The sequence below is a fragment of the Crossiella cryophila genome (assembly GCF_014204915.1).
In the GTDB taxonomy this organism is placed as follows: Bacteria; Actinomycetota; Actinomycetes; order Mycobacteriales; family Pseudonocardiaceae; genus Crossiella; species Crossiella cryophila.
This window is the reverse complement of sequence record NZ_JACHMH010000001.1, coordinates 4,376,578-4,398,635: the sequence shown is the minus strand read 5'-3', so window position 1 is coordinate 4,398,635 and position 22,058 is coordinate 4,376,578. Positions and strand designations below refer to the sequence as shown.

The window sequence follows — 22,058 nt, the reverse complement described above, 5'->3', positions numbered from 1 at the left end:
CTCCATTCAGGCTGTCGTCACACGGTGATCGGGTCGAGGCACTCCCGCATCAGGCGGGCCGCCTCGCTCGGCGTCTTGCCGACCTTGACCCCGGCCGCTTCCAGGGCCTCCTGCTTCGCCGCGGCGGTGCCCGACGAACCCGACACGATGGCGCCCGCGTGGCCCATCGTCTTGCCCTCCGGCGCGGTGAACCCGGCCACGTAGCCCACGACCGGCTTGGTGATGTGCTCGGCGATGTAGGCCGCCGCGCGCTCCTCGGCGTCGCCGCCGATCTCACCGATCATCACGATCGCCGCGGTCTCCGGGTCGTCCTGGAAGGCCTGCAGCGCGTCGATGTGGGTGGTGCCGATGATCGGGTCGCCACCGATGCCGACCGCGGTGGAGAAACCGAAGTCCCGCAGCTCGTACATCATCTGGTAGGTCAGGGTGCCCGACTTCGACACCAGACCGATCTTGCCGGGGCCGGAGATGTCGGCCGGGATGATGCCAGCGTTGGACTTGCCCGGTGAGATGATCCCCGGGCAGTTGGGGCCGATGATCCGGGTCTTGTTGCCCGCGGCGCAGGCATGGGCCCAGAACACGGCCGTGTCGTGCACGGGCACGCCCTCGGTGATCACCACCGCCAGGCCGATGCCCGCGTCGACGGCCTCGATCACCGCGGCCTTGGCGAAGCGCGGCGGCACGAAGACCACCGTCACGTCCGCGCCGGTCCCGGCCATCGCCTCGGCCACCGAGCCGAACACCGGCACGGTGACACCGTCGAAGTCCACGGACTGGCCGCCCTTGCCAGGGGTGACGCCGCCGACCACGTTCGTGCCCGCGGCCAGCATCCGCCTGGTGTGCTTTCCGCCCTCGGCGCCGGTCATGCCCTGCACGATGACCCGGCTGTGCTCGGTCAGGAAGATCGCCATCGACTCATACCCCCGCGGCTGCCAGTTCGGCGGCCTTGTCGGCCGCGTTGTCCATCGTGTCCACCACGGTCACCAGCGGGTGGTCCGCCTCGGCCAGGATCCGGCGGCCTTCCTCGACGTTGTTGCCGTCCAGGCGCACCACCAACGGTTTCGCCGCCTCCGCGCCCAGGATCTCCAGTGCGGCCACGATGCCGTTGGCCACCGCGTCGCAGGCGGTGATGCCACCGAAGACGTTGACGAAGACCGAGCGCACGTCCGGGTCGCCCAGGATGATCTCCAGGCCGTCGGTCATCACCTGGGCGGAGGCGCCGCCGCCGATGTCGAGGAAGTTGGCCGGTTTCACGCCCTGGTGCCGTTCGCCCGCGTAGGCCACCACGTCCAATGTGGACATCACCAAGCCCGCGCCGTTGCCGATCACACCGACCTGGCCGTCCAACTTGACGTAGTTGAGGCCCTTGTCCTTGGCCCGCTGCTCCAGCTCGTTCTCCGCGGCCTTGTCCACCAGGTCGCCGTGCCCGGGATGCCGGAAATCGGCGTTCCCGTCCAGCGTCACCTTGCCGTCGAGGGCGAGAATGTTGCCCCGCGGGTCACGGACCAGTGGGTTGACCTCCACCAGGGTGGCGTCCTCGGCTACAAAGGTGTTCCACAGCTTCACCAGCACCGCGGCCACCTCCTCGGCCACCTCGGCGGGGAACGTCGCGGCCGCGACGATCTCCCTGGCCTTGGCCAGGTCGACGCCGGCAAGGGCGTCAACGGGCACCTTGGCGAGGGCCGCCGGATTGGTGGCAGCGACCTCCTCGATGTCCATCCCGCCCTCGACCGAGGCCATCGCCAGGAACGTGCGCCGGGTCCGGTCGAGCAAGAAGGAGACGTAGTACTCCTCGGCGATCTCCGAAGCGGGGGTCACCAGCACCCGGCGCACCACGTGCCCCTTGATGTCCAGCCCCAGAATGGCTCCGGCCTTCACTTCCGCGTCCTCCGGGTCGACGGCGAGCTTCACTCCGCCCGCCTTGCCACGGCCGCCGGTTTTCACCTGCGCCTTGACCACCACCCGGCTGCCCCACTCGGCCGCCGCCGCGCGGGCGTCGGCCGGATCCTCGACGACCCGCTGCGGCGGACCCACCGGGACCCCGTGCTGTGCGAAGAGATCCTTCGCCTGGTACTCGTACAGATCCACGCCGCCTACTGTATACAGTATGTGAGACTGAGCACCAGAGTCCGGGCGCATGATTTCAGCAGGTCCCCAGCATTGCTTCGCGATGTATACTGCATACAGTATCTAGTAGAGGGAGGACCGATGACCACTCCCCCACCCGCCGAGCTGCGTGACTGCTTCGGCCGCGACTACCGGGTCGGCCCCAGCGCGGAGCTGCTGACCGGCCGGTCCCGCTCCTGGCAACTGGCGCCGCCGCTGGCCGCGATGGCCGCGGCCGGTGTGCTCCAGTACTCCTTCGGCGCGCTGGCGCCCGCGCTGTCCGCACTGCACGGCTGGCCGGTCAGCCAGACCTTCTGGTTGCTGGCACTGTGGATCACCGCCCAGGCCGGGGTGGGTTTACCTGTTGCTTACCTGCGTGAGCGGGGTGTCCTCGGTCCTCGGGCGTTACTGTGGCTGGGCGCGGCGATGTGTCTGCTGGGTCCAGTGGCCCTCGGCCGTGCACCCGGCTTTTCCGGCGCCCTGCTGGGCTTCTCGCTCCTCGGCGGTGCGGGGGCCGGGCTGGTCTACGCGGTGAGCGCGTCCACGGTGGCCAAGTGGTTCCCGGATCGCTCGGCCGTGCGGGTCAGCCTGGTCACCGGCGCGTTCGCCATGGGCGCCATCCCGTTCCTGCTGCTCGTGCTGCCGACCGTCTCCGCCACGAACCTGGTGCCCACCCTGGACCGCACCGGCCTGGTACTGGGCCTGGTGATCGCCGTGGCCGGGGTGTTCTTCCGGGACCCGCCGTCAAACTGGTGGCCGCCGCAGGTGGATCCGCGGGCGTGGGCGCTGTCCCGCCGCCGCGGTCCCGGCTCGGCCAACCTCCCGGCGGTCCGCGACTACTCACCGGGAGAGGCGGTGCGCATCGGCGCGTTGCCCGCGCTCGCGGTGATCCTGTTCTGTGCCAGCGCGGTCACCCTGTTCACCGTGGCCGCCTTCGCCGGCTTCGCCGCCACCCTCGATCTGAGCCCGCCGGTGATCGGCGCGGCCACCGCGCTGCTGGTGGCCGGCAACGGGGTGGCGCGGGCGGTGGTGCTGCGGGTCTCCGACCGGATCGGCCGGGCCCGCACCCTGGCCGCCACCCTGACCGTGCTGGCACTGTCCCAGGCCGCGCTGGCGGCCAGTGCCAGGGATCAATCGCTGCCGTTGTTGCTGGCCGCGGCGGTACTCGCGGGCGCGGGCGGGGCGTGTTATCCGCTGGTGGCCAGTCTGGTCCGGGAGTACTTCGGTGACCGGCGACACGGCGAGATACACGCGGTGGTCTACAGCGCCAAGGCATTCGGCGGTATCGCCGGGGTCGGACTCACCGCCGCCGCTGTCCCCACAATGGGGTACCCGGCACTGTTCCTGCTGGCAGGAGCCCTGGCACTGGGTTCGGCGCTGTTGTGCAGGTTGCTGCGGCAACCGGGCCGAATCCCATTGCTCTGGACAACCCAGCGTGTCCGATGAGATCGAGCGTCCGTTTGGGGCATCATGAGATGCGGATTGGTGGCGGAAGGTGATGCACTGCTCGCAATCGGTGTGTTTCTTTCCAAAACGTGTACGCGGTATGGGTGGTCTGTCCCTTGTGGCCGTGGTCACGCAATTCAGGCATTTGGAACACTGTATGCTGTAGGCAGTCGACCAGGCACAATAGAGTCAAGATCGGCACACCGGGCGAAAGCGCCCACCTCACCTCATGGAGCACACGATGTCGGAGCTGTCGCAGGGTACGGCCGCACGCCGGATCGATCGGCCGGTCCCCTTGCGGGAGCGGGTCTTCGAGGCCCTGCTCGACCTCATCATCACCGGCAGCCTCGCCCCGGGTCAGCACCTGGTCGAGGGCGAGCTGGCGGAGATGCTGGGTGTCTCCCGGCAGCCGGTGCGCGAGGCGCTCCAGTGGCTCAACAACGAGGGCTGGGTCGATCTGGTGCCCGGGTACGGCGCGTTCGTGCACGTGCCCACCGAGCAGGAGGCGGACCAGCTGCTCGCCGTACGCACCCTGCTGGAGACCGAATCGGCCCGGCTGGCCGCACTGAACGCGGACAAGGACGGGGTGGCCCGGCTGCGCGAGATCTGCCAGCAGGGCGAGGCCGCGGTGCTGGCCGACGACGTGGACGGGGCGGTGGCCGCCAACGCGGCCCTGCACCGCTATGTCACCGAACTCTCCGGCAACAAGGTGCTGCTCGAACTGGCCGCGCAGGTCGACCGCCGGGTCCGCTGGTTCTACACCCCGGTCGCCCGCCAGCGCGGCAAGCAGTCCTGGCGGGAGCACCGCAAGCTGATCAGCGCGATCTCCACCGGCGACGCCGAGCGGGCCGCGGAGATCATGCGCGAGCACACCGACCGCACCCGGCAGTCCTATCTGGAGGCCAGGCAGAGCGCGCCAGCGGAGACGCCCGCGCCGGAGGTGCCGTTGCGGCGCCGCCGTCGCACGGTGGCCCGCACCGCGCCCGTCAAGCCCTAGCGCATCGCCAAGCTCTGGGATTTCCCGGAGTTCGCTGCGACACACTCCCGAATGGCGCCGTCGCCATCCGGGTATATCCCTGATGTGAGGAGGTGTATTGATGATGCGCAAGTTCAAGCAGCTACTGCGTTCGCTGACCGAGCAGCCCCTGGGCTACCGCGGTGACCGGCCGCAGGGACTGGGTCTGGCCCTGGCCATGGCCGAGGCGAAGAAAAACCCCACCGCGGGGGTGGAGAACTACCTGCGGGGCCAGGCCGGCACGCGGCATGGCCAGGGCCAGGAGGTTGCCTCCTCCTGACCCCGGCCACCTCTTGGTTCGCCGAGTACCGCACTACCGGTCACTGGGTCCAGGGATAGCTCCAGTGCGCCGGGCTCATCCGGTCCCGGTCTCGTCCAGCGCCGCTGTGCTGGACGAGGCCTGAGCGGTCCGCACGGGTTCCGGTGCCGCAGCGGCGGCAGCGGCTCGTTCGGTCCGCCTGGATTTGATCACACTAGCAATGATGGTCACCGCCAGTGTCCCCACAATGAAGGACAGCGACAGCTGGATGGAGATGGTCGGCGCCCACGGGACGCCGGAGCCGTGCATGGCCTCCAGCACCAGTTTCACCCCGATGAACGCCAGGATCACGGCCAGCCCGACCGAGAGGTAGACCAGCCGGTCGAGCAGGCCGCCGATCAGGAAGAACAACTGGCGCAACCCCATCAGCGCGAACGCGTTGGCGGTGAAGACCAGGTATGGCTCCCTGGTCAGCCCGAAGATCGCCGGGATCGAGTCCAGTGCGAACAACAGGTCGGTGGTGCCGATCGCGACCATCACGATGAGCATCGGCGTCACCATCCGCCGCCCGTTGATCCGGGTCACCATCTTCGCGCCGACGTAGTCGTCGGTGGTGGGGGCGAACTTCTTCACCGTGCGCAGGACGACGTTCTCGGAGAACTCCTCCTCCGCGTTCGGGTCCTGCCGGAGCAGCTTCCACGCCGTGAAGATCAGGAAGGCGCCGAAGACGTAGAACAGCCAGTTGAACCGGGACACCGCTTCCGCGCCCACCGCGATGAACACCGCGCGCATCAGCAACGCGATCACGATGCCCACCAGCAACACCTTCTGCCGGTACAGCTTGGGCACCGCGAACCTGCTCATGATCAGCATGAACACGAACAGGTTGTCCACCGACAGCGAGTACTCGGTGATCCAGCCGGCGAAGAACTCCCCGCCGTAGCGCGGACCGGCCAGCCACAGCACCCCGAGTCCGAAAAGGACGGCCAGGGTGACGTAGGCGACGGTCCAGCCCACACTTTCCTTGAACGAGGGATCCCTAGGGTTGCGGGCCGCCAGGTAGAAGTCGAACGCGACGATCGCGCCCAGACCACCCACGGTGGCGATCCAGACCCACATGGAGAAGGTCATCAGGCTCCTCGGGCAGCCGCTCGCGCGGCTCGGGCACGGGACTTGGCCGCCCACACCGTCTCCGCGTGGGAGGCGTAGCGGGTGAATGCCTGGGCGGCCAACGGGTTGCGTGGCGCGAACCGCCGGAACAACTGCGGGGCAAGGCGTTCGTGCAGCCAGATGAAGCCGATCGCGAAGCCGGCGCTCACGATTCCCTGGTAGGCCAGGAATCCGAGCAGATCCGCGGGCACCCGCAGGTTGCCCGCGATCACCAGGTGGACCACGACCTCCTGGATCAGCCTGCTCAACGGGAAGCCGATGATCCAGAACACCGCGGCGGGCGCGAACACGCCGAGCCGGATGTGACCGGTGGCCGCGCCGATCCCGTACAGCCCGCCCAGCAGGGCCAGTGGCACCCCGAGTCCGAGCGCGGTGGTCAGTGCCCAGCCCAGCGGCTGACCGACCAGCAGGGCCAGCAGTCCGGCGACCGAGCCTGCCAGCACCCCCACCAGCGCGCCGGGGGCGGCCAGTTGAGCGAAGGCGCTGATTCGTGGCGGTTGCAGCGGTTCACTCATGATGATCAGTCCAATACCACGCCGTAGGCGATCAGGGAGTAGAACAGCATGCCCAGGTAGAACACCGCGCCGAAGCCGATGATGGCGTTGGTCCACCACTTCGGCCGGATCGGTTTGGGCAGCATCTTGTTGTTGACCAGCAACAGCACCACGCAGTAGGCGCCCATGGCGAAGGCGGAGAGGAACGCCAGCACGTCCAGGATCGCCGCCGGGCCCTTGGCCGGGCCCCACAGCAGGATGATGATGCCGAAGAGGATCAGGCCCCACAGGAAGCCCGCGTAGAGCCGGGACATGCCGATCTTCTTGGCGCCGGGCACGAAGAAGTAGGTCATGTCGGCCTGGCCGCGGGAGAAGGAGTCGAACAGGCCCAGGGTGGCGTTCAACCCGATCAGCGCGATGAACCCGAAGAACACCGTGCCCAGCGCGGGTCCGCCGAGTGAGGAGAAGGCGTCGGCCATCGCGTCCAGCGCCGCGGTGCGGTCACCGCCGGCGATGAGGTCCTTCACGTTGGGGTTCTGTCTGGCCGCGGTCTGGGCCAGCACCGTGAAGGAGACGGTGACCAGCATGGTCACCCCCCAGAACAGCAGCAGCGCGTCGAAGGTGACCCAGCGCCGCCAGCCCTTCCACTTGGCCATCTCATCCGGGTCGGCGGTGTCGAACATGAACCCGCGGGCGGGCATCTGCTCGGCCTCGCCGGATTCGGAGGCGCGCAGTCCCTTGATCTGCGGGATGTGCGCGCCCATGCCGGCGCCGGAGTCACGCAGGTGCAGCGTGTACCACATCTGTTGCATGCCAGAGGGTCCGGCGAACGCGATGGAGCCCACGACGATCGGGAACCACGCCTGGGAGAACATCTCGCTGGGTAGATAGCCGAACTGGAACATGCCGCTGATCGTGCTCGCCAGATCGGCCCACGTGCCGACCAGTGCCGCCACCACCGCGGTACTGACCACCAGGAGTCCGATGAGGATGGCCAGCACGTTCTCCAGCAGGTTGTAGATCACCTTGGCCAGGCTGAACAACACGCCGACCAGTACCAGGCCGACGATCGCGCTTACCTGCCAGGGTATGCCGGTGATCTTCTCCAGCGCGGACATGCCAGCGGAGAGGTGTCCGGGCCAGATGTAGACCGCGATCGCGACTATGAAGAAGAACCACATGATCGGTTTGAAGACCCTGGCCGCGCCGGCGAAGATGCTCTCGCCGGTGGCCATGGCGTAACGGGCCATTTCCAGCATCACCACGGCCTGCAGGGTGACGCCGATGAGGAACAACCACCGGATCTCCGGTCCGAAGACCAGGACCAGGCGGGGCCACATGTACGACTCGCCCATGCCGACCCCGAGTGCCACCAGGAACACCGTGGGGCCGATCAGGTGCACCGACGGTGGCGCGTCGGGCAACTTCCGGATGGGCATCGGATCGAGCCGACCGGCCCGCCACACGCGTTCCGAGCCGCCGCCTGCGAGGTCGTTGCCCCCGCTGGTGGTCGGCCCCGCGCTCGGGGTGTTCGAAGGATCCATGATGAGAAACCTCTTTCACGAGAACTCTCGGACTCCGCCCGTTGACCTCCCTGGCCTGGCGTGGTGGGGGTCCCGGCTGGCCGACGGGACCCCACCACGCTGGTCGGCCGTCGCCTTACTGTTCGATCAGTCCCGCTGATCGTGCCCAGCGGTACTTGGCTCCCAGCACCGCGACCGGCAGCTCCGTGGTGTAGGGATAGGCGACAATACGATGGTCGAACAGGTATTCACTAGCCCGCTCGACCTCGGTGTCACCGGCCAGCGAGGCCACGACCGGCTTGTCGATGCCCTTCGCGCGCGCCTCGTTGACCACTCGCGCGGTCACCTCGGCGAAGACCATCGGCGGGGTGACGATGGTGTGCCAGTAACCGAGGATGAGCGCGTGGATCCGCGGGTCCTCCAGCCCGAGCCGGATGGTGGCCTCGTAGGTGGAGGGCGGTTCGCCGCCGGTGATGTCGATCGGGTTGCCCGCCGCGCCGAAGGGCGGGATGAACTTGCGGAACGCCTCGTCCAGGTCGGGTGGGATCTCCATCATGGACAGTCCATTGTCGACACAGGCGTCCGACAGCAGCACGCCGGAGCCACCGGCGCCGGTGATGATCACGACGTTCTCGCCCTTGGGCGTGGGCAGCAACGGCAGCCCTCGGGCATATTCCAGCATCTCGTTCAGGCCGGGGGCGCGCACGACCCCGGCCTGGCGCAGGATGTCGTCGTAGACCTTGTCGTCACCGGCCAGCGCGCCCGTGTGCGAGCTGGCTGCCTTGGCCCCGGCGGAGGTGCGCCCGGCCTTGAGCACCACCACCGGCTTCTTCTTGGTGATCCGCTGGGCGGCGTGCACGAAGGCCCTGCCGTCCTTGAGGTCCTCCAGGTGCATGGCCACGCACTGGGTGTTCTCGTCCTGCTCGAAGAAGGTGAGCAGGTCGTCTTCGTCCACATCGGACTTGTTGCCGAGGCCGACGATGGCCGAGACACCCATCTTGGTGGTGCGGGAGAAGCCGAGGATGGCCATTCCGATGCCGCCGGACTGGGAGGTCAGCGCCACCCCGCCCTTGACGTCATAGGGCGTGCAGAAGGTCGCGCAGAGGTTCTCCGGCGTGTAGTAGTAGCCGTAGATGTTGGGGCCCAGCAACCGGATGCCGTGCCTGCGGGCGATCTCCACGACCTCGTCCTGGAGTTCCTGGTTGCCGGTCTCGGCGAACCCGGACGGGATGAGCACCGCGGCCGGGATGCCCTTCTTCCCGCATTCCTCCAGTGCCCCGGCGACGAACTTGGCCGGGATGGCGAACACCGCCACGTCGACGTCGGCGGGCACGTCGCCGACCGCCTTGTACGCCTTGCGGCCCAGGATCTCGTCGGCCTTGGGGTTGATCGGGTAGATGCCGCCCTGGTAGCCGCCGTTGACCAGGTTCTTCATCACCGAGTTGCCGATCTTGCCGTCCTCGGCGGAGGCGCCGATCACCGCGATGTTCCTCGGCTTCATCAGCCGGTTCATCGCGATGATGATGTCCTCGTCGGAGTACACGTGCTTCTCGGTGATCTCGCCGGTCTCCACCAGCACCCGGACGTCCGCGGCGATCGCGGAGTCCTTGGCCGCGAAGACCGGGTTGAGGTCGAGTTCGCGGATCTCCGGGAAGTCGGTGACCAGGTCGGAGAGCCGTTTGACCACCTCGGCCAGCGCGTCGAGGTCCACCGGGTCGGCCCCACGCACCCCGCGCAGGATCTCCACCGCCTTGATGTCCTCCACCATCGCGCGGGCCTCGGCCTGTTCGAGGGGGGCCAGCCGGAAGGTGACGTCCTTGAGGACCTCCACCAGCACGCCGCCGAGGCCGAAGACCACGATCTTGCCGAAGGTGTCGTCGGTGGTGGCGCCGATGATCACCTCCTGCCCTTCGGAGAGCAGCTTCTGCACCTGGACGCCGGTGATGTCCGCGTCGGCCTTGTACGCCTTGGCGTTGGCGATGATCTTCTCGTAGGAGGCGCGGGCGCCGGCTTCGTCGGTGACGCCGACGATGACGCCGCCGGCCTCGGTCTTGTGCAGGATGTCCGGTGAGACGATCTTCATCACCACCGGGAAGCCGATCTCACCGGCCAGGGTCACCGCCTCGTCGGCGGTGGCCGCGAGTCCCTCGCCGGGCGTCGGGATGCCGTAGGCGTCGCAGAGTCGTTTGCCCTCGGGGGCGCTGAGCGACTCGCGGCCCTCGGCGCGCGCTTTGTCCAGGACTTCGCGCACCGCGGCCTTGTCGTAAGCCACCATGGCTCAGATCACTCCGTTCGCCTTGAGCTGGGCCAGTTCCGGGACGGAGACGCCCAGCTCCTTCACGTACACGTCCTCGTTGTGCTCGCCGAGCAGTGGGGAGCGCTCGACCTTGGCCGGGGAGTCCGAGAGCTTGAGCGGCATGCCCACGGTCTTGAACGCGCCGCGTTCGGGATGGTCCACCGTGACCACCATCTCGTTGGCCACCAGCGATTCGTCCTCGATCAGTTCCTTTGTGGACAGGATCGGTCCACAGGGGACGTTCTTGGCATTGAGCATCGCCAGGACTTCGCGCTTGGTGTGGTGGACCGTCCACTCCTCGATGAGCTGGAACATCTTGTCCAGCTTGGGCAGCCGGGCCTCCGGGGTGGCCCACTCGGGGTCCTCGACGAGTTCCGGCCGCCCGATCAGTTCGGCGATGGGCTGCCAGCCGACGGGTTGCACGATCACGTAGACGTAGTCGTTGGGCCCGCCGGGACTGCACTTGACCGCCCAGCCGGGCTGTCCACCGCCGGAGGCGTTGCCCGAGCGCGGCACCTCGTCGGTGAACTCCTCGTTGGGGTACTCGGCGAGGGGTCCGTGGGCCAGGCGCTGCTGGTCGCGCAGTTTGACCCGGCACAGGTTGAGCACCGCGTGCTGCATGGCCACGGTGACCCGCTGCCCGCGGTCGGTGGTCTCCCGCTGGTACAGCGCGGCCAGGATGCCTGCCACGGTGTGGATGCCGGTGCCGGAGTCGCCGATCTGCGCCCCGGTGGCCAGCGGCGGGCCGTCCTCGAAGCCGGTGCTGGTCATCGAGCCGCCCATGGCCTGGGCCACGACCTCATAGGCCTTGTAGTGGGTGTAGGGGCCGTCGCCGAAACCCTTGATGGAGGCGTAGATCAGCCTGGGGTTGATCTCCTGGAGCTTCTCCCAGGTGAAGCCCATTCGGTCCACCGCGCCTGGACCGAAGTTCTCCACCAGGATGTCCACATCGGACACGAGCTTGGTGAACAGCTCCTTGCCCTTGTCGCTCTTCATGTTCAGCGTGATGCTGCGCTTGTTGCAGTTGAGCATGGTGAAGTAGAGGCTGTCGACATCGGGGATGTCGCGCAGCTGCTTGCGGGTGATGTCCCCGCTGGGCGCCTCCAGCTTGACCACGTCCGCACCCAGCCAGGCCAGGATCTGGGTGGCCGACGGTCCGGACTGGACGTGCGTCATGTCCAGGACGCGAACACCTTCGAGTGCTTGTCCCATAACGGCTTTCCCCCTCCGGACCTACTTGTACATGGTCTGGTTCATGGTGCCCGGCGCGTACACGTCGGGGTCGACCCACACGTTGATCAGCGAGGGCAGCCCTGACTCGCGGGCGCGCTGCAGGGCGGGTGCGATGTCGGCGGGGTCGCGGACTTCCTCGCCGTAGCCGCCGAGGATCTTGGCGAACTGGTCGTAGGGCACATCGCCGAGGGTGTTGCCGATCCGGCCGCGGTCCTCGCCGTACTTGACGGCCTGGCCGTAGCGGATCTGGTTCATCGAGGAGTTGTTGCCCACGATGCCCACGAACGGCAGGTTGTACCGGACCAGGGTCTCGAAGTCCCACCCGGTCAGGGAGAACGCGCCGTCGCCGAAGAGCGCGACGACCTCCTTGTCCGGTCGGGCGTACTTGGCCGCCAGCACGAACGGGATGCCGACACCAAGGGTGCCAAGGGGTCCCGGGTCCATCCAGTGGCCGGGCGATTTGGGCTGGACCACCTGGCCGGAGAAGGTGACGATGTCGCCGCCGTCGCCGATGTAGATGGAGTCCTCGGTGAGGAACTCGTTGATCTCGTGCACCAGGCGGTACGGGTCGATCGGGTTGGCATTGGACAGCTGCCGCGCCATCCGCTTGCCCAGCGACTGCTCCTCGACCGCGCGCAACTCCTCCAGCCAGGCCTTGCGGCCGGTGGCGCCGTTGCTGACCCGGCCGGTGGTGGCCGCGAACACCTGGGAGAGCACCAGTCCGGCATCGCCGACGATGCCCAGGTCGATGTCCCGGTTCTTGCCGACGGTGCGGTAGTCCAGGTCGATCTGGACCACGGTGGCCTCGGCGGAAAGCCGCTTGCCGTAACCCATCCGGAAGTCGAACGGGGTGCCGACGATGATGATCAGGTCGGCGTTGGTGAAGGCGTAGCGGCGGGAGAGCTGGTAGTGGTGCGGGTCGCCGGGCGGCAGGGTGCCGCGGGCGGCGCCGTTCATGTAGGCGGGGATGTTGAGGCCGCGGACCAGGTCGATCGCCGCGTCGCTGCCCCGGGTGGTCCAGACCTGGCTGCCGAGCAGGATGCACGGCTTCTCGGCCTGGGTGAGCAGGTCGGCCAGCTTCTCGATGGCCTCGGGGTCACCGGCCGAGCGGGTGGAGGCCCGGTAGGCGCCCGCCTTGGGGATCCTGGCCTTCTCGAGCGGCACGGAGGCGTCCAGCACGTCCCTGGGGATTTCCAGGAAGGACGGGCCGGGTGCGCCGTGGTAGCACTCGCGGAAGGCCATCGAGACCATGTCGGCCGCCCGCGCGGTGTCCGGCACGGTGGCGGAGAACTTGGTGATCGGGGCCATCATGTCCACGTGCGGCAGGTCCTGCAGTGAGCCCATCTTGTGCTGGCTCAGCGCACCCTGGCCGCCGATGAGCAGCATCGGGCTCTCCGCGCGCAGCGCGTTGGCGACCCCGGTGACCGCGTCGGTGGTGCCGGGTCCCGCGGTGACTACCGCGCAGCCCGGTTTGCCGGTGATCCGGGCGTAGCCGTCGGCCGCGTGCGCGGCGACCTGCTCGTGCCGGACGTCGATGACCTCGATGCCTTCGTCAACACAGCCGTCGTAGATGTCGATGATGTGGCCGCCACACAGAGTGAACACCACGTCGACGCCTTCGGCCTTGAGTGCCTTCGCCACCAGGTGGCCGCCCGAGATGAGACCTTCGCCGGTCTCCTTCACCTCGACCTGACTGGCGCTGGGGGGTGCCTCGGCAGTCTGCGCCATAGGTGCGTCATCTCCTCACGTCGCTGCCCGCTCGTCTGCTCTGGGCGAGCCGGGCTGGTTTGGTGGTGACTGGTGAAGGCCGACGTTGCGCGGACCGCACACCACTCGATCCCCATACTGCATACCGTATGGTGGTTTAGTGATACTCCGTCGAGCAAACGTTGTCCAGGGTCCACAGGTCAGCCGCTCGACGGATTTCCACCCATCGAGGGCCCTTCATCAGTCGTGTTCCGGGCGAATCCGACGTCGGCTGTCGGGCAGCCGGATCGTGATCCGCCGGGTGTCGAGCAGTTCCAGCAGGGGCACCGCGACCCGGCGGGAGGTGCCGAGCGCGGTTCGGGCCGCGGCCACGGTGAAGGGTTGCGGCAGCGCGCACAGCACCGCCACCGCCTGCTCCACCGCGTCCGGTCCCAGGTAGACGCCATCGGCCAGGCGCACCAGCAATCCGGTGCGCACGGCCGCCGCGAGCGACTTGGGGGTCAGTCGCAGTGCGGTGAGCTGGTCGGCCTCCGGTGCGAGAAAAGGATTTCGCGCCAGTTCGGCGCACAGTGCCTCGATCGCCTGCCGCACCGGCAACGCGAGTTCGCCGCCGCGTTCGGCCAGCACCAGCCGGCCCTGGTTGATCCGCACACCGAGGTCACGAGCCGCCCTGGCCACCGGTTCGAGCAGCCTTCGGTGTGGCAAAGCCAGCAGTGCCACCGCTTCCGCCTTGGGCACGCCGGGGTCATAGGGTTGTTCGCGCGCACGGGTGCGCACCAGGTCGGCGAGCTGTCCGCACAGTTCGTCCAGTTTGGCCGGGTCGATCAGCCACTCCCCCGCCCTGGGCGCCAGCGGCAGACCCGCGCCCATGGCGAGCAGGTCACCGGCCCGGACCAGACCACGTCGGCGCAATTCGTCGTGCCCGTTGGGAATCCCTGACCGACTCATCAGTTCGTTTCCACGCGCGATCTGCTCCGCCTCGCCGCCCAACTCCGGCGGCAGGATGTCCAGCACGGTGAACCCGGCCAGGACCTCCTCGCCGCCGCGCAGCAGGCCGCGGTCGCCGATGCGCAGCGGCAGCGGCTCACTCAGCCGCAGTCGCGCGATATCGCCGTCCAGCACCCGGACGAACACCGGTTGCCGAGCCGATCCGCAGCCCAGCTCCAGATCACCCGCGACCCCGTCCAGCTTGCGGCCGGGCAGCGGGCGCAGCCGCACGTCCAGCACGCCGACGTGCCGCCACCGGCCGGGGGTCACCAGCGCGGTCCCCACGGGCAGTTCGTCCGGTTGTTCCTCGGGCAGGTGCACCGTGACCCTGGCCGGACCGGACAACACGGACACCTGACGCCGCAACGACTCCAGCCCGCCGACCCGCACCCGCCGATCCTCCGGCCCGAGGGCGAGTTCGGCGCCGTTCTCGATCGATCCGGTGATCAGGGTCCCGGTGACCAGCACCCCCTTCTCCTCCGCCGCCTCGGCTACGCCATCCAGCCACAACCGCACCGGAGCTGCCGGCGGCGGGGGCAGCGCGGCGGCCAGCCGGTCCAGCATTGACCGGAACCGGTCGATGCCAGCGCCGGTGCGCGCGCTCACCACCGCGCACTCGATCCGGCCGAGCGCGCCGGTGGCCAGTGCCCGCCGGGTCCGCCGCAGCACCGGGCCGGGGTCGGCCAGGTCGGCCCGGGTCACCACCAGCAACCCGTGCCGGATGTCCAAGGCGTGCAACACATCCAGTTGCGTCGCCAGCTCGGCTGAGAACTCCTGGTCGGCCGCGACCACGACCACCACCGCCTCGGCGGTGGCCACGCTCGCCTGGACCGCGCCGGGTGCGCGATCGACCAATGCCAGTACCCGCCCCGAGGGCAGACGTGCCCACGGATCCCGTCCGGTGAGCGCCCGCACCAGGGTGGATTTGCCGGCTCCGGCGCCTCCAGCAGTGGCGACCACACGCATCGGCGGGAGCGACTGGAACCCGAACCCTTCAGGCACCGCAACGCCTCCTCACCCACGCGGTCGCTGCCGCGTGCGGCCCGTTGACCGGGCTACTCCATACTGTATGCTGAATGAGTTGTCGACACAAGAACAGGAGAGTGATGTGCGAATCGCTGTTCTTGGTGCCGGCGCCATCGGCGCGTACGTGGGTGCAGCCCTACACCGTGCCGGAGCGCAGGTTCATCTCATCGCCCGCGGTGCGCATCTATCGGCCATCCGCGAAGCCGGGGTCCGGGTGCTCTCCGACCGCGGCGACTTCCATGCCCGACCACACGCAACCGATGACCCGGCCGAGGTCGGCCCGGTGGACCACATCTTCCTTGGCCTCAAGGCGAACTCGTACGCCGCCGCGGGCCGGATGATCGAGCCGCTGTTACACGAGCGCACCACCATCATCGCTGCGCAGAACGGGATTCCGTGGTGGTACTTCCACGGTCTGCCCGGCCCCTTCCACAACCACCGGATCAACAGCGTGGACCCCGACGGCGCGGTCAGCGCCGCACTCCCAGTCCAGCGGGCCATCGGCTGCGTGGTCTACGCGGCCACCGAGATCGAGGCTCCCGGCGTCATCCGCCACCTGGAGGGCACCCGCTTCTCCATCGGCGAGCCGGACCAGACGATCTCCGCCCGCTGCCTGGACTTCTCCACCGCCATGATCGAAGGTGGCCTCAAGTGCCCGGTGGAGGCCGATCTCCGCAAGGACATCTGGCTCAAGCTGATGGGCAACATCGCGTTCAACCCGATCTCCGCGCTGACCCGTTCCACCATGGCCGCCATCTGCAAACACCGCAGTACCAGGGAACTGGTGGTGTCGATGATGCGGGAGACCCTGGAGGTCGCGCGACGGCTGGGGTCCCACCCCGAGATCTCCATCGAACGACGGCTGGCCGGGGCCGAACGTGCCGGTGAGCACAAGACGTCCACGCTCCAGGACCTGGAGAAGGGCAAACCGCTCGAACTGGACGTGATCCTGGCGGCGGTGGTCGAACTGGCCGCGCTGACCGGCGCCGAGGTGCCCACGCTCAAGGCGATCCACGCGGTGGCCGATCTGCTCAACGACTCGGTCACCCGGCTGCCCACCGCGGTCGCTTCTTAACGCCTGCTCCGCCAGGCCCTCTCCCTCCCTCCTGCCTGACCTCCCGGGGGCAGCTCATGGATTCCCGTTCTCGTGACACCGCACTGTCCACAGAGGAACGTGCGGCGATCGATGTCGTGCTGGCCCCGTCGTCCTCCGGTCGGAGTGACGGCGGGTTCACCAGAAGCCAACACGACCTGCTGTTGCCCGCCCTGCACGCGCTCAACGACCGCGTGGGCTGGATCAGCGAGGCGGCACTGGACTACCTGTCCCGCCGCCTGACCCTCTCGGCCGCCGAGGTCTTCGGCGTCGCTTCCTCGTGCGCCCTGTTCTCGCTGCGGCCCCGGCCGCGCCGGGTGCTGCACGTGTGCGCCGGACCCGCCTGCCGTGCGACGGGATCCACCACCCTGTGCCGGACCCTGGAACGTCGCCTGGGTCCGGCCGACCGCCCGGCGGGCGGGGTGATCTGGCAGCGCTCGCCCTGCCTCGGCCTGTGCGAACGCGCCCCGGCCGCCCTGGTACTGGAGGCGGGCGAGCCGCAGCGCACCGCCGTCTCCGCACCGTCCACTGTGGACGCAACGATCTCCGTCGCGCTGGATCTGCGCCGGGCCCGGCCGGAACCCCCGGCCGCGGCCGCCGTGCCGCGCTCCGGCGGGGAGAACCTGGTGCTGCTGCGCCGGATCGGCCAGGTCGACCCGGCCAGCCTGTCCGACTACCTCAACACCGGCGGCTACACCGCCCTGCACCACGCGCTGCGCCTGGGCCAGGCCGAGATCCTGCGCCTGGTAAGGGAATCCGGCCTGCCCAGCCGCGATGGCGCGGGCGCGCCGGTCGCGCGAAGCTGGGAAGTCCTCGCCAGTCAACCGGAAACCCCGCACTACCTGGTGTGCGACGCCGACGAGACCCACCCGGCCGCCTTCGCCGACCGGGTGCTCCTGGAGGGCGATCCGTTCGCGGTGGTGGAGGCGATGACCATCGCCGCGATCGCCACCGGCAGCCGCCACGGCTACCTGCATCTGCGCGGGGAGTACCCGCGCGCCTACCAGACGATCACCGAAGCCGTTGCCCAGGCCCGGGAGAAAGGCTTGCTGGGCCGCAACATTCTCGGCTCCGGCCACAGCTTCGACCTGGAGATCCGCCGCGGCGGCGGCGCCTACCCCGGTCGCCGTGGCGAGTCCCGCGGTATGCCGCCGTTCCCGGCCGAGCCGGTGCTGCTGGGCAAACCGGCGATCACGCACTCGGTGGAAACCCTGATCGCCATCCCGCCGCTGCTCACCGGCCTGCCAACGGGTACCCGCCTGTACTGCGCCACCGGCATCTTCCGCCGCCCCGGCGTGTACGAACTGCCCCGTGGCACCACCCTGGGCCGGCTGCTCGCGGTGGCGGGCGGCGCGGTGACCGGCCGCACCCCACGCGCCGCACTGATCAACGGCACCCTCACCCGTCCACTGCACCTGGATCGCCCGCTGCCCGCGGCCGGTCCGGGTTCGGTGGTGCTGCTGGATGAGGAACGGGACCGCTGATCGGGCGGGTCAGCCGCCGATGGCGCTCATCGGCCGGTCCGGCTGGGCGAACTCGGGCCGGTCGATACCGTGCCCGGAAGGCTTGGCCCACATGGCTTCCCGCCACAGCCGCGCCAGTTCGGCGTCACTCGCGCCACCGCGCAGCGCGGCCCGCAGGTCGGTCTCGGTGTGCGCGAACAGACAGGACCGCACCTGCCCGTCCGCGGTGAGCCGGGTCCGCGCGCAGTCCGCGCAGAACGGCCGGGTGACCGAGCCGATCACCCCCACGGTCGCCGGTCCCCCGTCCACCAGCCACCGCTCGGCGGGCGCGGCGCCCCGCTCCCCCGGCTCCGGCGTCAGGTCGAACTCCCGCCGCAACATCGCCAGGATCTCCGCCGCCGTCACCATCGCGTCCCGATCCCACCCGTGCTGCGGGTCCAGTGGCATCTGCTCGATGAACCGCAACTGGTAACCGGCCGCCAGGCAGAACCGCAGCAACGGCACCGCCTCATCCTCATTGATCCCGCGCAACAGCACCGCGTTCACCTTGACCGGCCCCAGCCCCGCCCGCCGCGCCGCCCGCAACCCGGCCAGGACCTGATCAAGCCGATCCCGCCGGGTGATCCGCAGGAATCGCGGCGCCCGCAACGTGTCCAGGGAGACGTTCACCCGATCCAACCCCGCCGCGGCCAGGTCCTCGGCGGCGCGGACGAGTCCAATCCCATTGGTGGTCAACGCGATCCGCGGCCGGGGTGCCAGTGCGGCCACCCCACGCACGATGTCGGCCAGATCCCGCCGCAACAGCGGTTCCCCACCGGTGAACCGCACATCCCGGACACCCAGCTCCCGCACCGCGATACCGATGAGCCGGACGAACTCCGCGCCGGTCAACAGATCGGGCTTCGCCAGCCAGTCCAGGCCCTGCTCGGGCATGCAGTAGGTGCAGCGCAGATTGCACCGGTCGAGCAGCGAGACCCGCAGGTCCGTCGCCACCCGCCCGAACGAGTCCAACAGCCCAAGACCGGCCATCTGCATATTGTATGCCAAAAAGCGCGACCCTAGTCGCCGGTGCTACGCCGATCCTTCTTCAACGCCCCACGCTGATGCTTGGCGGTCAACCGCCGCTCCCGAGCCCCCCGGCTCGGCTTGGTCGCCCGCCGCGGCGGCGCAGGCGGCAACACCGCATCCCGCAACAAGCTCGCCAGCCGCTCCCGAGCGGCCTTCCGATTGGCCAACTGCGTCCGATACTCCGAAGCCGCGATAGTCACAACCCCGTCGACCAACCGAGCCGCCAACCGCGCCAGCGCCCGCCGCCGCACATGCTCGGCCAACACCCGCGACCCGGCGACGTCAAAGGACAACTCCACCCGGCTGTCCGCCGTGTTGACCCCCTGCCCCCCAGGCCCGGAGGACCTGGAGAACCGTTCACTCAGCTCCGCGCCGGGGATCACCAACGCGGCGTTAACCCGCAGGTCCTCGGCCATACCCCAAGAATGCCCCACCACCCCCACCCACACCAACCACATTCCCCCCGCCACCCAACCCCCACCCGGCGTGTTGGCCGTTCTCGTACGCCATGTTGGCCGTTCTTGTACGCCATGTTGGCCGATCTGGGACGCCACGACCGACGCCCAGGCTCCGTGCCGGCCGGAACGCCCGGTGCGCTGGCCGGGAGGCGGCCGGAACCCGGGTGCTGCCCGAACCCACCGGCGTGTTGGCCGAAGTGGGACGGTGTGTTGGCCGTTGTTGGACGGTGTGTTGGCCGAAGTGGGACGGCGTGTTGGCTGGAATGGGCGGCGGACTGGGGGCTCGGGCGGACCAGGCAGGCCGGGCGGGCAGGGGGCCGCGGGCAGGTTGGGGAGCGGGGATGGCGTGCCGACCGAGAGCGGGCTGGGCAGGGCAGGGCTGCGCGGGCAGGCAGGCGGGGCGGACCGGGCGGGCGAGGCGGGCCAGGCGGACTGGGCGGGCGGACCGAGCGGCGCGGGCGGACCGAGCAGGCCAGGCGAGCCAGGCGAGCCAGGCAGGCCAGGCAGGGCGGCTACTCATGCCAAGCACGGCCCCGCCCCCACCCGCCCCCAGCCAACCCCGCGTCCCACAACAGCCAACACGGCGTACAAGAACAGCCAACGAGGCGTACAAGAACGGCCAACACGGCGTACGAGAACGGCCAACACGGCGGGTGGGGGGGCGGTGGGGGGTGGGGAGAGGTCGGCTGGGTGGGGGCGGCCGAATGGACTGGATCGATACAAGTTGCGGGGTATTGGGGGGATAGGTCGGATGTCCTCTTGTCGGGGTGTGGGAGTGGGGGTAGATCCTGGGGCGCACCCGCCGCGTCGAGGAGGCACCCTGATGTCCGCACCTGGTCGGCGACGTTCCGCCATCGTCGTCCTGATTTCCGTTCTCGCTCTGCTCGGGCTGGGCGTGACCCCCGCCAGTGCGGAGGTACAGCACCCCCGCCAGGACTGGCTGCGGGCCTCCACCGCCGGGCTGTTCCTGCACTGGGGCATGCGCACCTCGCCCGGTTACACCAGCTGCTCCGCCTGGGAGAACGCGATCACCTCCGGTGGCTGGAGCCCGGACTACTGGATCACCGAGGCGCAGAAACTGCACTCGCAGTACCTGGTGCTGGCCTCCTTCCACAGCCGGCTGGGTTACGGCAAGGCCTGGCCGTCCAAGGTGCCCGGCAGCTGTTCCACCAAGCGGGACTTCGTCCGGGAACTCCTGGACGCGGCGAACAAGCGGGACATGAAGGTCATCATGTACATGACCGACGACCCGCAGTGGCACCAGGAAGGTCGACCGAGTGGCAGCTGGCTGGACTCGGCGGCGTACTCCAAGTACAAGGGCCGGAACGTCGACATCACCAACCGGGACGGGTTCGGCGAGTTCAGCTCGGACAGCATCATCGAGGTGGCGCAACGGTATCCGGACCTGTCCGGATTCTGGATCGACAACGACAACGCCTACTGGGAACGCTCCGGCCTCTACGAGCGCATCCGCAAGGAGCGCCCGCACTTCCTGCTGAGCAACAACAACGAAGACACGCCGATCATGGACACGATCAGCAACGAGCAGAAGACCGGCATGTCGCCCAACTACGACTACCCGCAGGCCGTCTACACCGCCGCGCCGCGCCTGATCGAGGCCTGCTTCAAGCTGCCCTCCGCGGGCGCCTGGTGGTACTCCGGCTCGGACTCGACCGTGGACTACAAGCTCACCATCGGCCGCTATCTGACCAACCTGGGCTCCGATGTCAAGGCGTTGATGGCCGAGACCGCGATGGTGAACGGGAAGTTCCCGTCCAAGCAGGTGGCGTTCAACAACTTCGCCGCGGACTTCTTCGGCGAGATCCGGGAGTCGATCTACGGCGTGCACGGCGGCGGCTACGGGCACGGCGGGCTCAAGCCGGGCTTCTGGAACGACGGCGCGCACGGGGTCACCACGGTGGCCAAGGCCGATCCGAACCGGCACTACATCCACGTGGTCAACCGCCCCTCCGGCAGCACGCTTCGCCTGCGGGACAACGGGTACCAGGTGACGAAGGTGACCAACCTGCGCACCGGAAACCCGGTGTCCTTCAGCCAGGCCAACGGTTCGCTCACGCTGACCGGGGTCACCAGCTGGAACGAGTACGACACCGTGTTCCGGGTGGACACCGACGGCCGGGCCGGGGTCTACCCGTCCTCCGCCTTCACCGTGTCCGCCTCCGCCTCGGCCTCCGGGCACGCCCCGGCCGCGGTCAACGACGGCAACCACGCGACCTACTGGGACAGCAACAAGTCCACCCCGGTCTCGTTGCGTTTCGACCTCGGCTCGGCCAAGCCGGTGCGCTACCTGGCGGTGAACCAGCGGGAGGACTCGGTGAGTTACGCCCGCTCCGGCACCGAGCAGTCCGCGCGGATCAAGGACTACCGGGTCTACGTCAGCAACGACGGCAGCAACTGGGGTTCGCCGGTGGCCTCCGGTCAGCTGGCCAGCCACCGCGGCGTGTCCTTTGTGGACATCCCGCAGACCACGGCGAGGCACGTCCGGCTGGAGGTGGTCAACACCTGGGCCGCCGCCAGTGACGGCACCCGGCACAAGCGGCTGCGGGTGGACGAGGCCTGGCTGGGTTCGGCGTTCGTGTCCTGACCCTCCGCGATCACCCGGGCACCGGCGGTGCGCGTGGTTTTGGCCACTCGGCTGGATCTCCTGGCCGAAAGTCCGAGCCAACCGCGCCGCCGGTGCCGCATGGTGGAGA

General features: G+C 69.0%; 17 protein-coding genes. 6 read left to right on the top strand and 11 right to left on the bottom strand.

The genetic code is table 11. The annotated features are described in order from the left end of the window. Nucleotides 1-17: 17 nt before the first annotated feature. Both sucD and sucC read right to left on the bottom strand, forming a co-directional pair. On the bottom strand, nucleotides 18-911 hold the full coding sequence (gene sucD / locus HNR67_RS19670; protein WP_185003709.1) for a succinate--CoA ligase subunit alpha: 894 nt from the start codon (nucleotides 909-911) through the stop codon (nucleotides 18-20). A gap of 4 nt (nucleotides 912-915) precedes the next feature. Next, entirely contained in the window at nucleotides 916-2,088 is a 1,173-nt protein-coding gene (sucC, locus tag HNR67_RS19665; protein WP_185003708.1) for an ADP-forming succinate--CoA ligase subunit beta, read from the bottom strand. A gap of 120 nt (nucleotides 2,089-2,208) precedes the next feature. On the opposite strand from sucC, the gene HNR67_RS19660 reads away from it, so the two are divergent. The 3 genes from HNR67_RS19660 (at nucleotide 2,209) to HNR67_RS19650 (ending at nucleotide 4,847) form a co-directional block, all read left to right on the top strand. Beyond that, nucleotides 2,209-3,552, top strand: coding sequence for an MFS transporter (locus HNR67_RS19660; RefSeq protein WP_185003707.1), 1,344 nt, complete (start codon nucleotides 2,209-2,211; stop codon nucleotides 3,550-3,552). Between the two features lie 241 nt (nucleotides 3,553-3,793). Beyond that, entirely contained in the window at nucleotides 3,794-4,549 is a 756-nt protein-coding gene (locus HNR67_RS19655; protein ID WP_246492553.1) for a GntR family transcriptional regulator, read from the top strand. Between the two features lie 100 nt (nucleotides 4,550-4,649). Further along, on the top strand, nucleotides 4,650-4,847 hold the full coding sequence (locus tag HNR67_RS19650) for a hypothetical protein (RefSeq protein ID WP_185003705.1): 198 nt from the start codon (nucleotides 4,650-4,652) through the stop codon (nucleotides 4,845-4,847). A 75-nt stretch (nucleotides 4,848-4,922) separates the two neighbouring features. Here HNR67_RS19650 and HNR67_RS19645 read toward each other — a convergent pair whose 3' ends face one another. The 7 genes from HNR67_RS19645 to HNR67_RS19615 all read right to left on the bottom strand — a co-directional run bounded on the left by HNR67_RS19645 (nucleotide 4,923) and on the right by HNR67_RS19615 (nucleotide 15,202). Further along, on the bottom strand, nucleotides 4,923-5,957 hold the full coding sequence (locus tag HNR67_RS19645; protein ID WP_185003704.1) for a TerC family protein: 1,035 nt from the start codon (nucleotides 5,955-5,957) through the stop codon (nucleotides 4,923-4,925). Next, the gene (locus HNR67_RS19640) at nucleotides 5,957-6,511 is read right to left on the bottom strand and encodes a hypothetical protein (RefSeq protein WP_185003703.1); all 555 of its coding nucleotides are present in this window, start codon (nucleotides 6,509-6,511) and stop codon (nucleotides 5,957-5,959) included. Before HNR67_RS19640 ends, HNR67_RS19645 begins: the two co-directional genes overlap by 1 nt. 5 nt (nucleotides 6,512-6,516) lie before the next feature. Next, on the bottom strand, nucleotides 6,517-8,034 hold the full coding sequence (locus HNR67_RS19635; RefSeq protein WP_185003702.1) for an Nramp family divalent metal transporter: 1,518 nt from the start codon (nucleotides 8,032-8,034) through the stop codon (nucleotides 6,517-6,519). A gap of 115 nt (nucleotides 8,035-8,149) precedes the next feature. Then, a complete protein-coding gene (locus HNR67_RS19630; protein ID WP_185003701.1) occupies nucleotides 8,150-10,288 on the bottom strand; it encodes an acetate--CoA ligase family protein in 2,139 nt (712 codons plus the stop codon). Between the two features lie 3 nt (nucleotides 10,289-10,291). Then, entirely contained in the window at nucleotides 10,292-11,521 is a 1,230-nt protein-coding gene (frc, locus tag HNR67_RS19625; protein ID WP_185003700.1) for a formyl-CoA transferase, read from the bottom strand. 21 nt (nucleotides 11,522-11,542) lie between these two features. Next, nucleotides 11,543-13,270, bottom strand: coding sequence for a thiamine pyrophosphate-binding protein (locus tag HNR67_RS19620; RefSeq protein WP_185003699.1), 1,728 nt, complete (start codon nucleotides 13,268-13,270; stop codon nucleotides 11,543-11,545). Between the two features lie 219 nt (nucleotides 13,271-13,489). Further along, the gene (locus HNR67_RS19615) at nucleotides 13,490-15,202 is read right to left on the bottom strand and encodes a selenocysteine-specific translation elongation factor (protein ID WP_185003698.1); all 1,713 of its coding nucleotides are present in this window, start codon (nucleotides 15,200-15,202) and stop codon (nucleotides 13,490-13,492) included. A 103-nt stretch (nucleotides 15,203-15,305) separates the two neighbouring features. Between HNR67_RS19615 and HNR67_RS19610 the strand changes: the two genes are divergently transcribed. Both HNR67_RS19610 and HNR67_RS19605 read left to right on the top strand, forming a co-directional pair. After that, complete coding sequence (locus HNR67_RS19610; RefSeq protein WP_221489973.1) at nucleotides 15,306-16,337, top strand: 2-dehydropantoate 2-reductase; 1,032 nt, start codon at nucleotides 15,306-15,308, stop codon at nucleotides 16,335-16,337. 56 nt (nucleotides 16,338-16,393) lie between these two features. Further along, the gene (locus tag HNR67_RS19605) at nucleotides 16,394-17,839 is read left to right on the top strand and encodes an NAD(P)H-dependent oxidoreductase subunit E (protein WP_185003696.1); all 1,446 of its coding nucleotides are present in this window, start codon (nucleotides 16,394-16,396) and stop codon (nucleotides 17,837-17,839) included. A 9-nt stretch (nucleotides 17,840-17,848) separates the two neighbouring features. Here HNR67_RS19605 and moaA read toward each other — a convergent pair whose 3' ends face one another. Both moaA and arfB read right to left on the bottom strand, forming a co-directional pair. After that, nucleotides 17,849-18,847, bottom strand: coding sequence for a GTP 3',8-cyclase MoaA (gene moaA / locus HNR67_RS19600; protein WP_246492551.1), 999 nt, complete (start codon nucleotides 18,845-18,847; stop codon nucleotides 17,849-17,851). A 29-nt stretch (nucleotides 18,848-18,876) separates the two neighbouring features. Beyond that, nucleotides 18,877-19,302, bottom strand: coding sequence for an alternative ribosome rescue aminoacyl-tRNA hydrolase ArfB (gene arfB / locus HNR67_RS19595; protein ID WP_185003695.1), 426 nt, complete (start codon nucleotides 19,300-19,302; stop codon nucleotides 18,877-18,879). Between the two features lie 865 nt (nucleotides 19,303-20,167). Between arfB and HNR67_RS19590 the strand changes: the two genes are divergently transcribed. Continuing rightward, nucleotides 20,168-21,949 carry a discoidin domain-containing protein gene (locus HNR67_RS19590; RefSeq protein ID WP_185003694.1) on the top strand — a complete coding sequence of 594 codons (1,782 nt, stop codon included), beginning with the start codon at nucleotides 20,168-20,170 and terminating at the stop codon, nucleotides 21,947-21,949. Nucleotides 21,950-22,058: the final 109 nt, after the last annotated feature.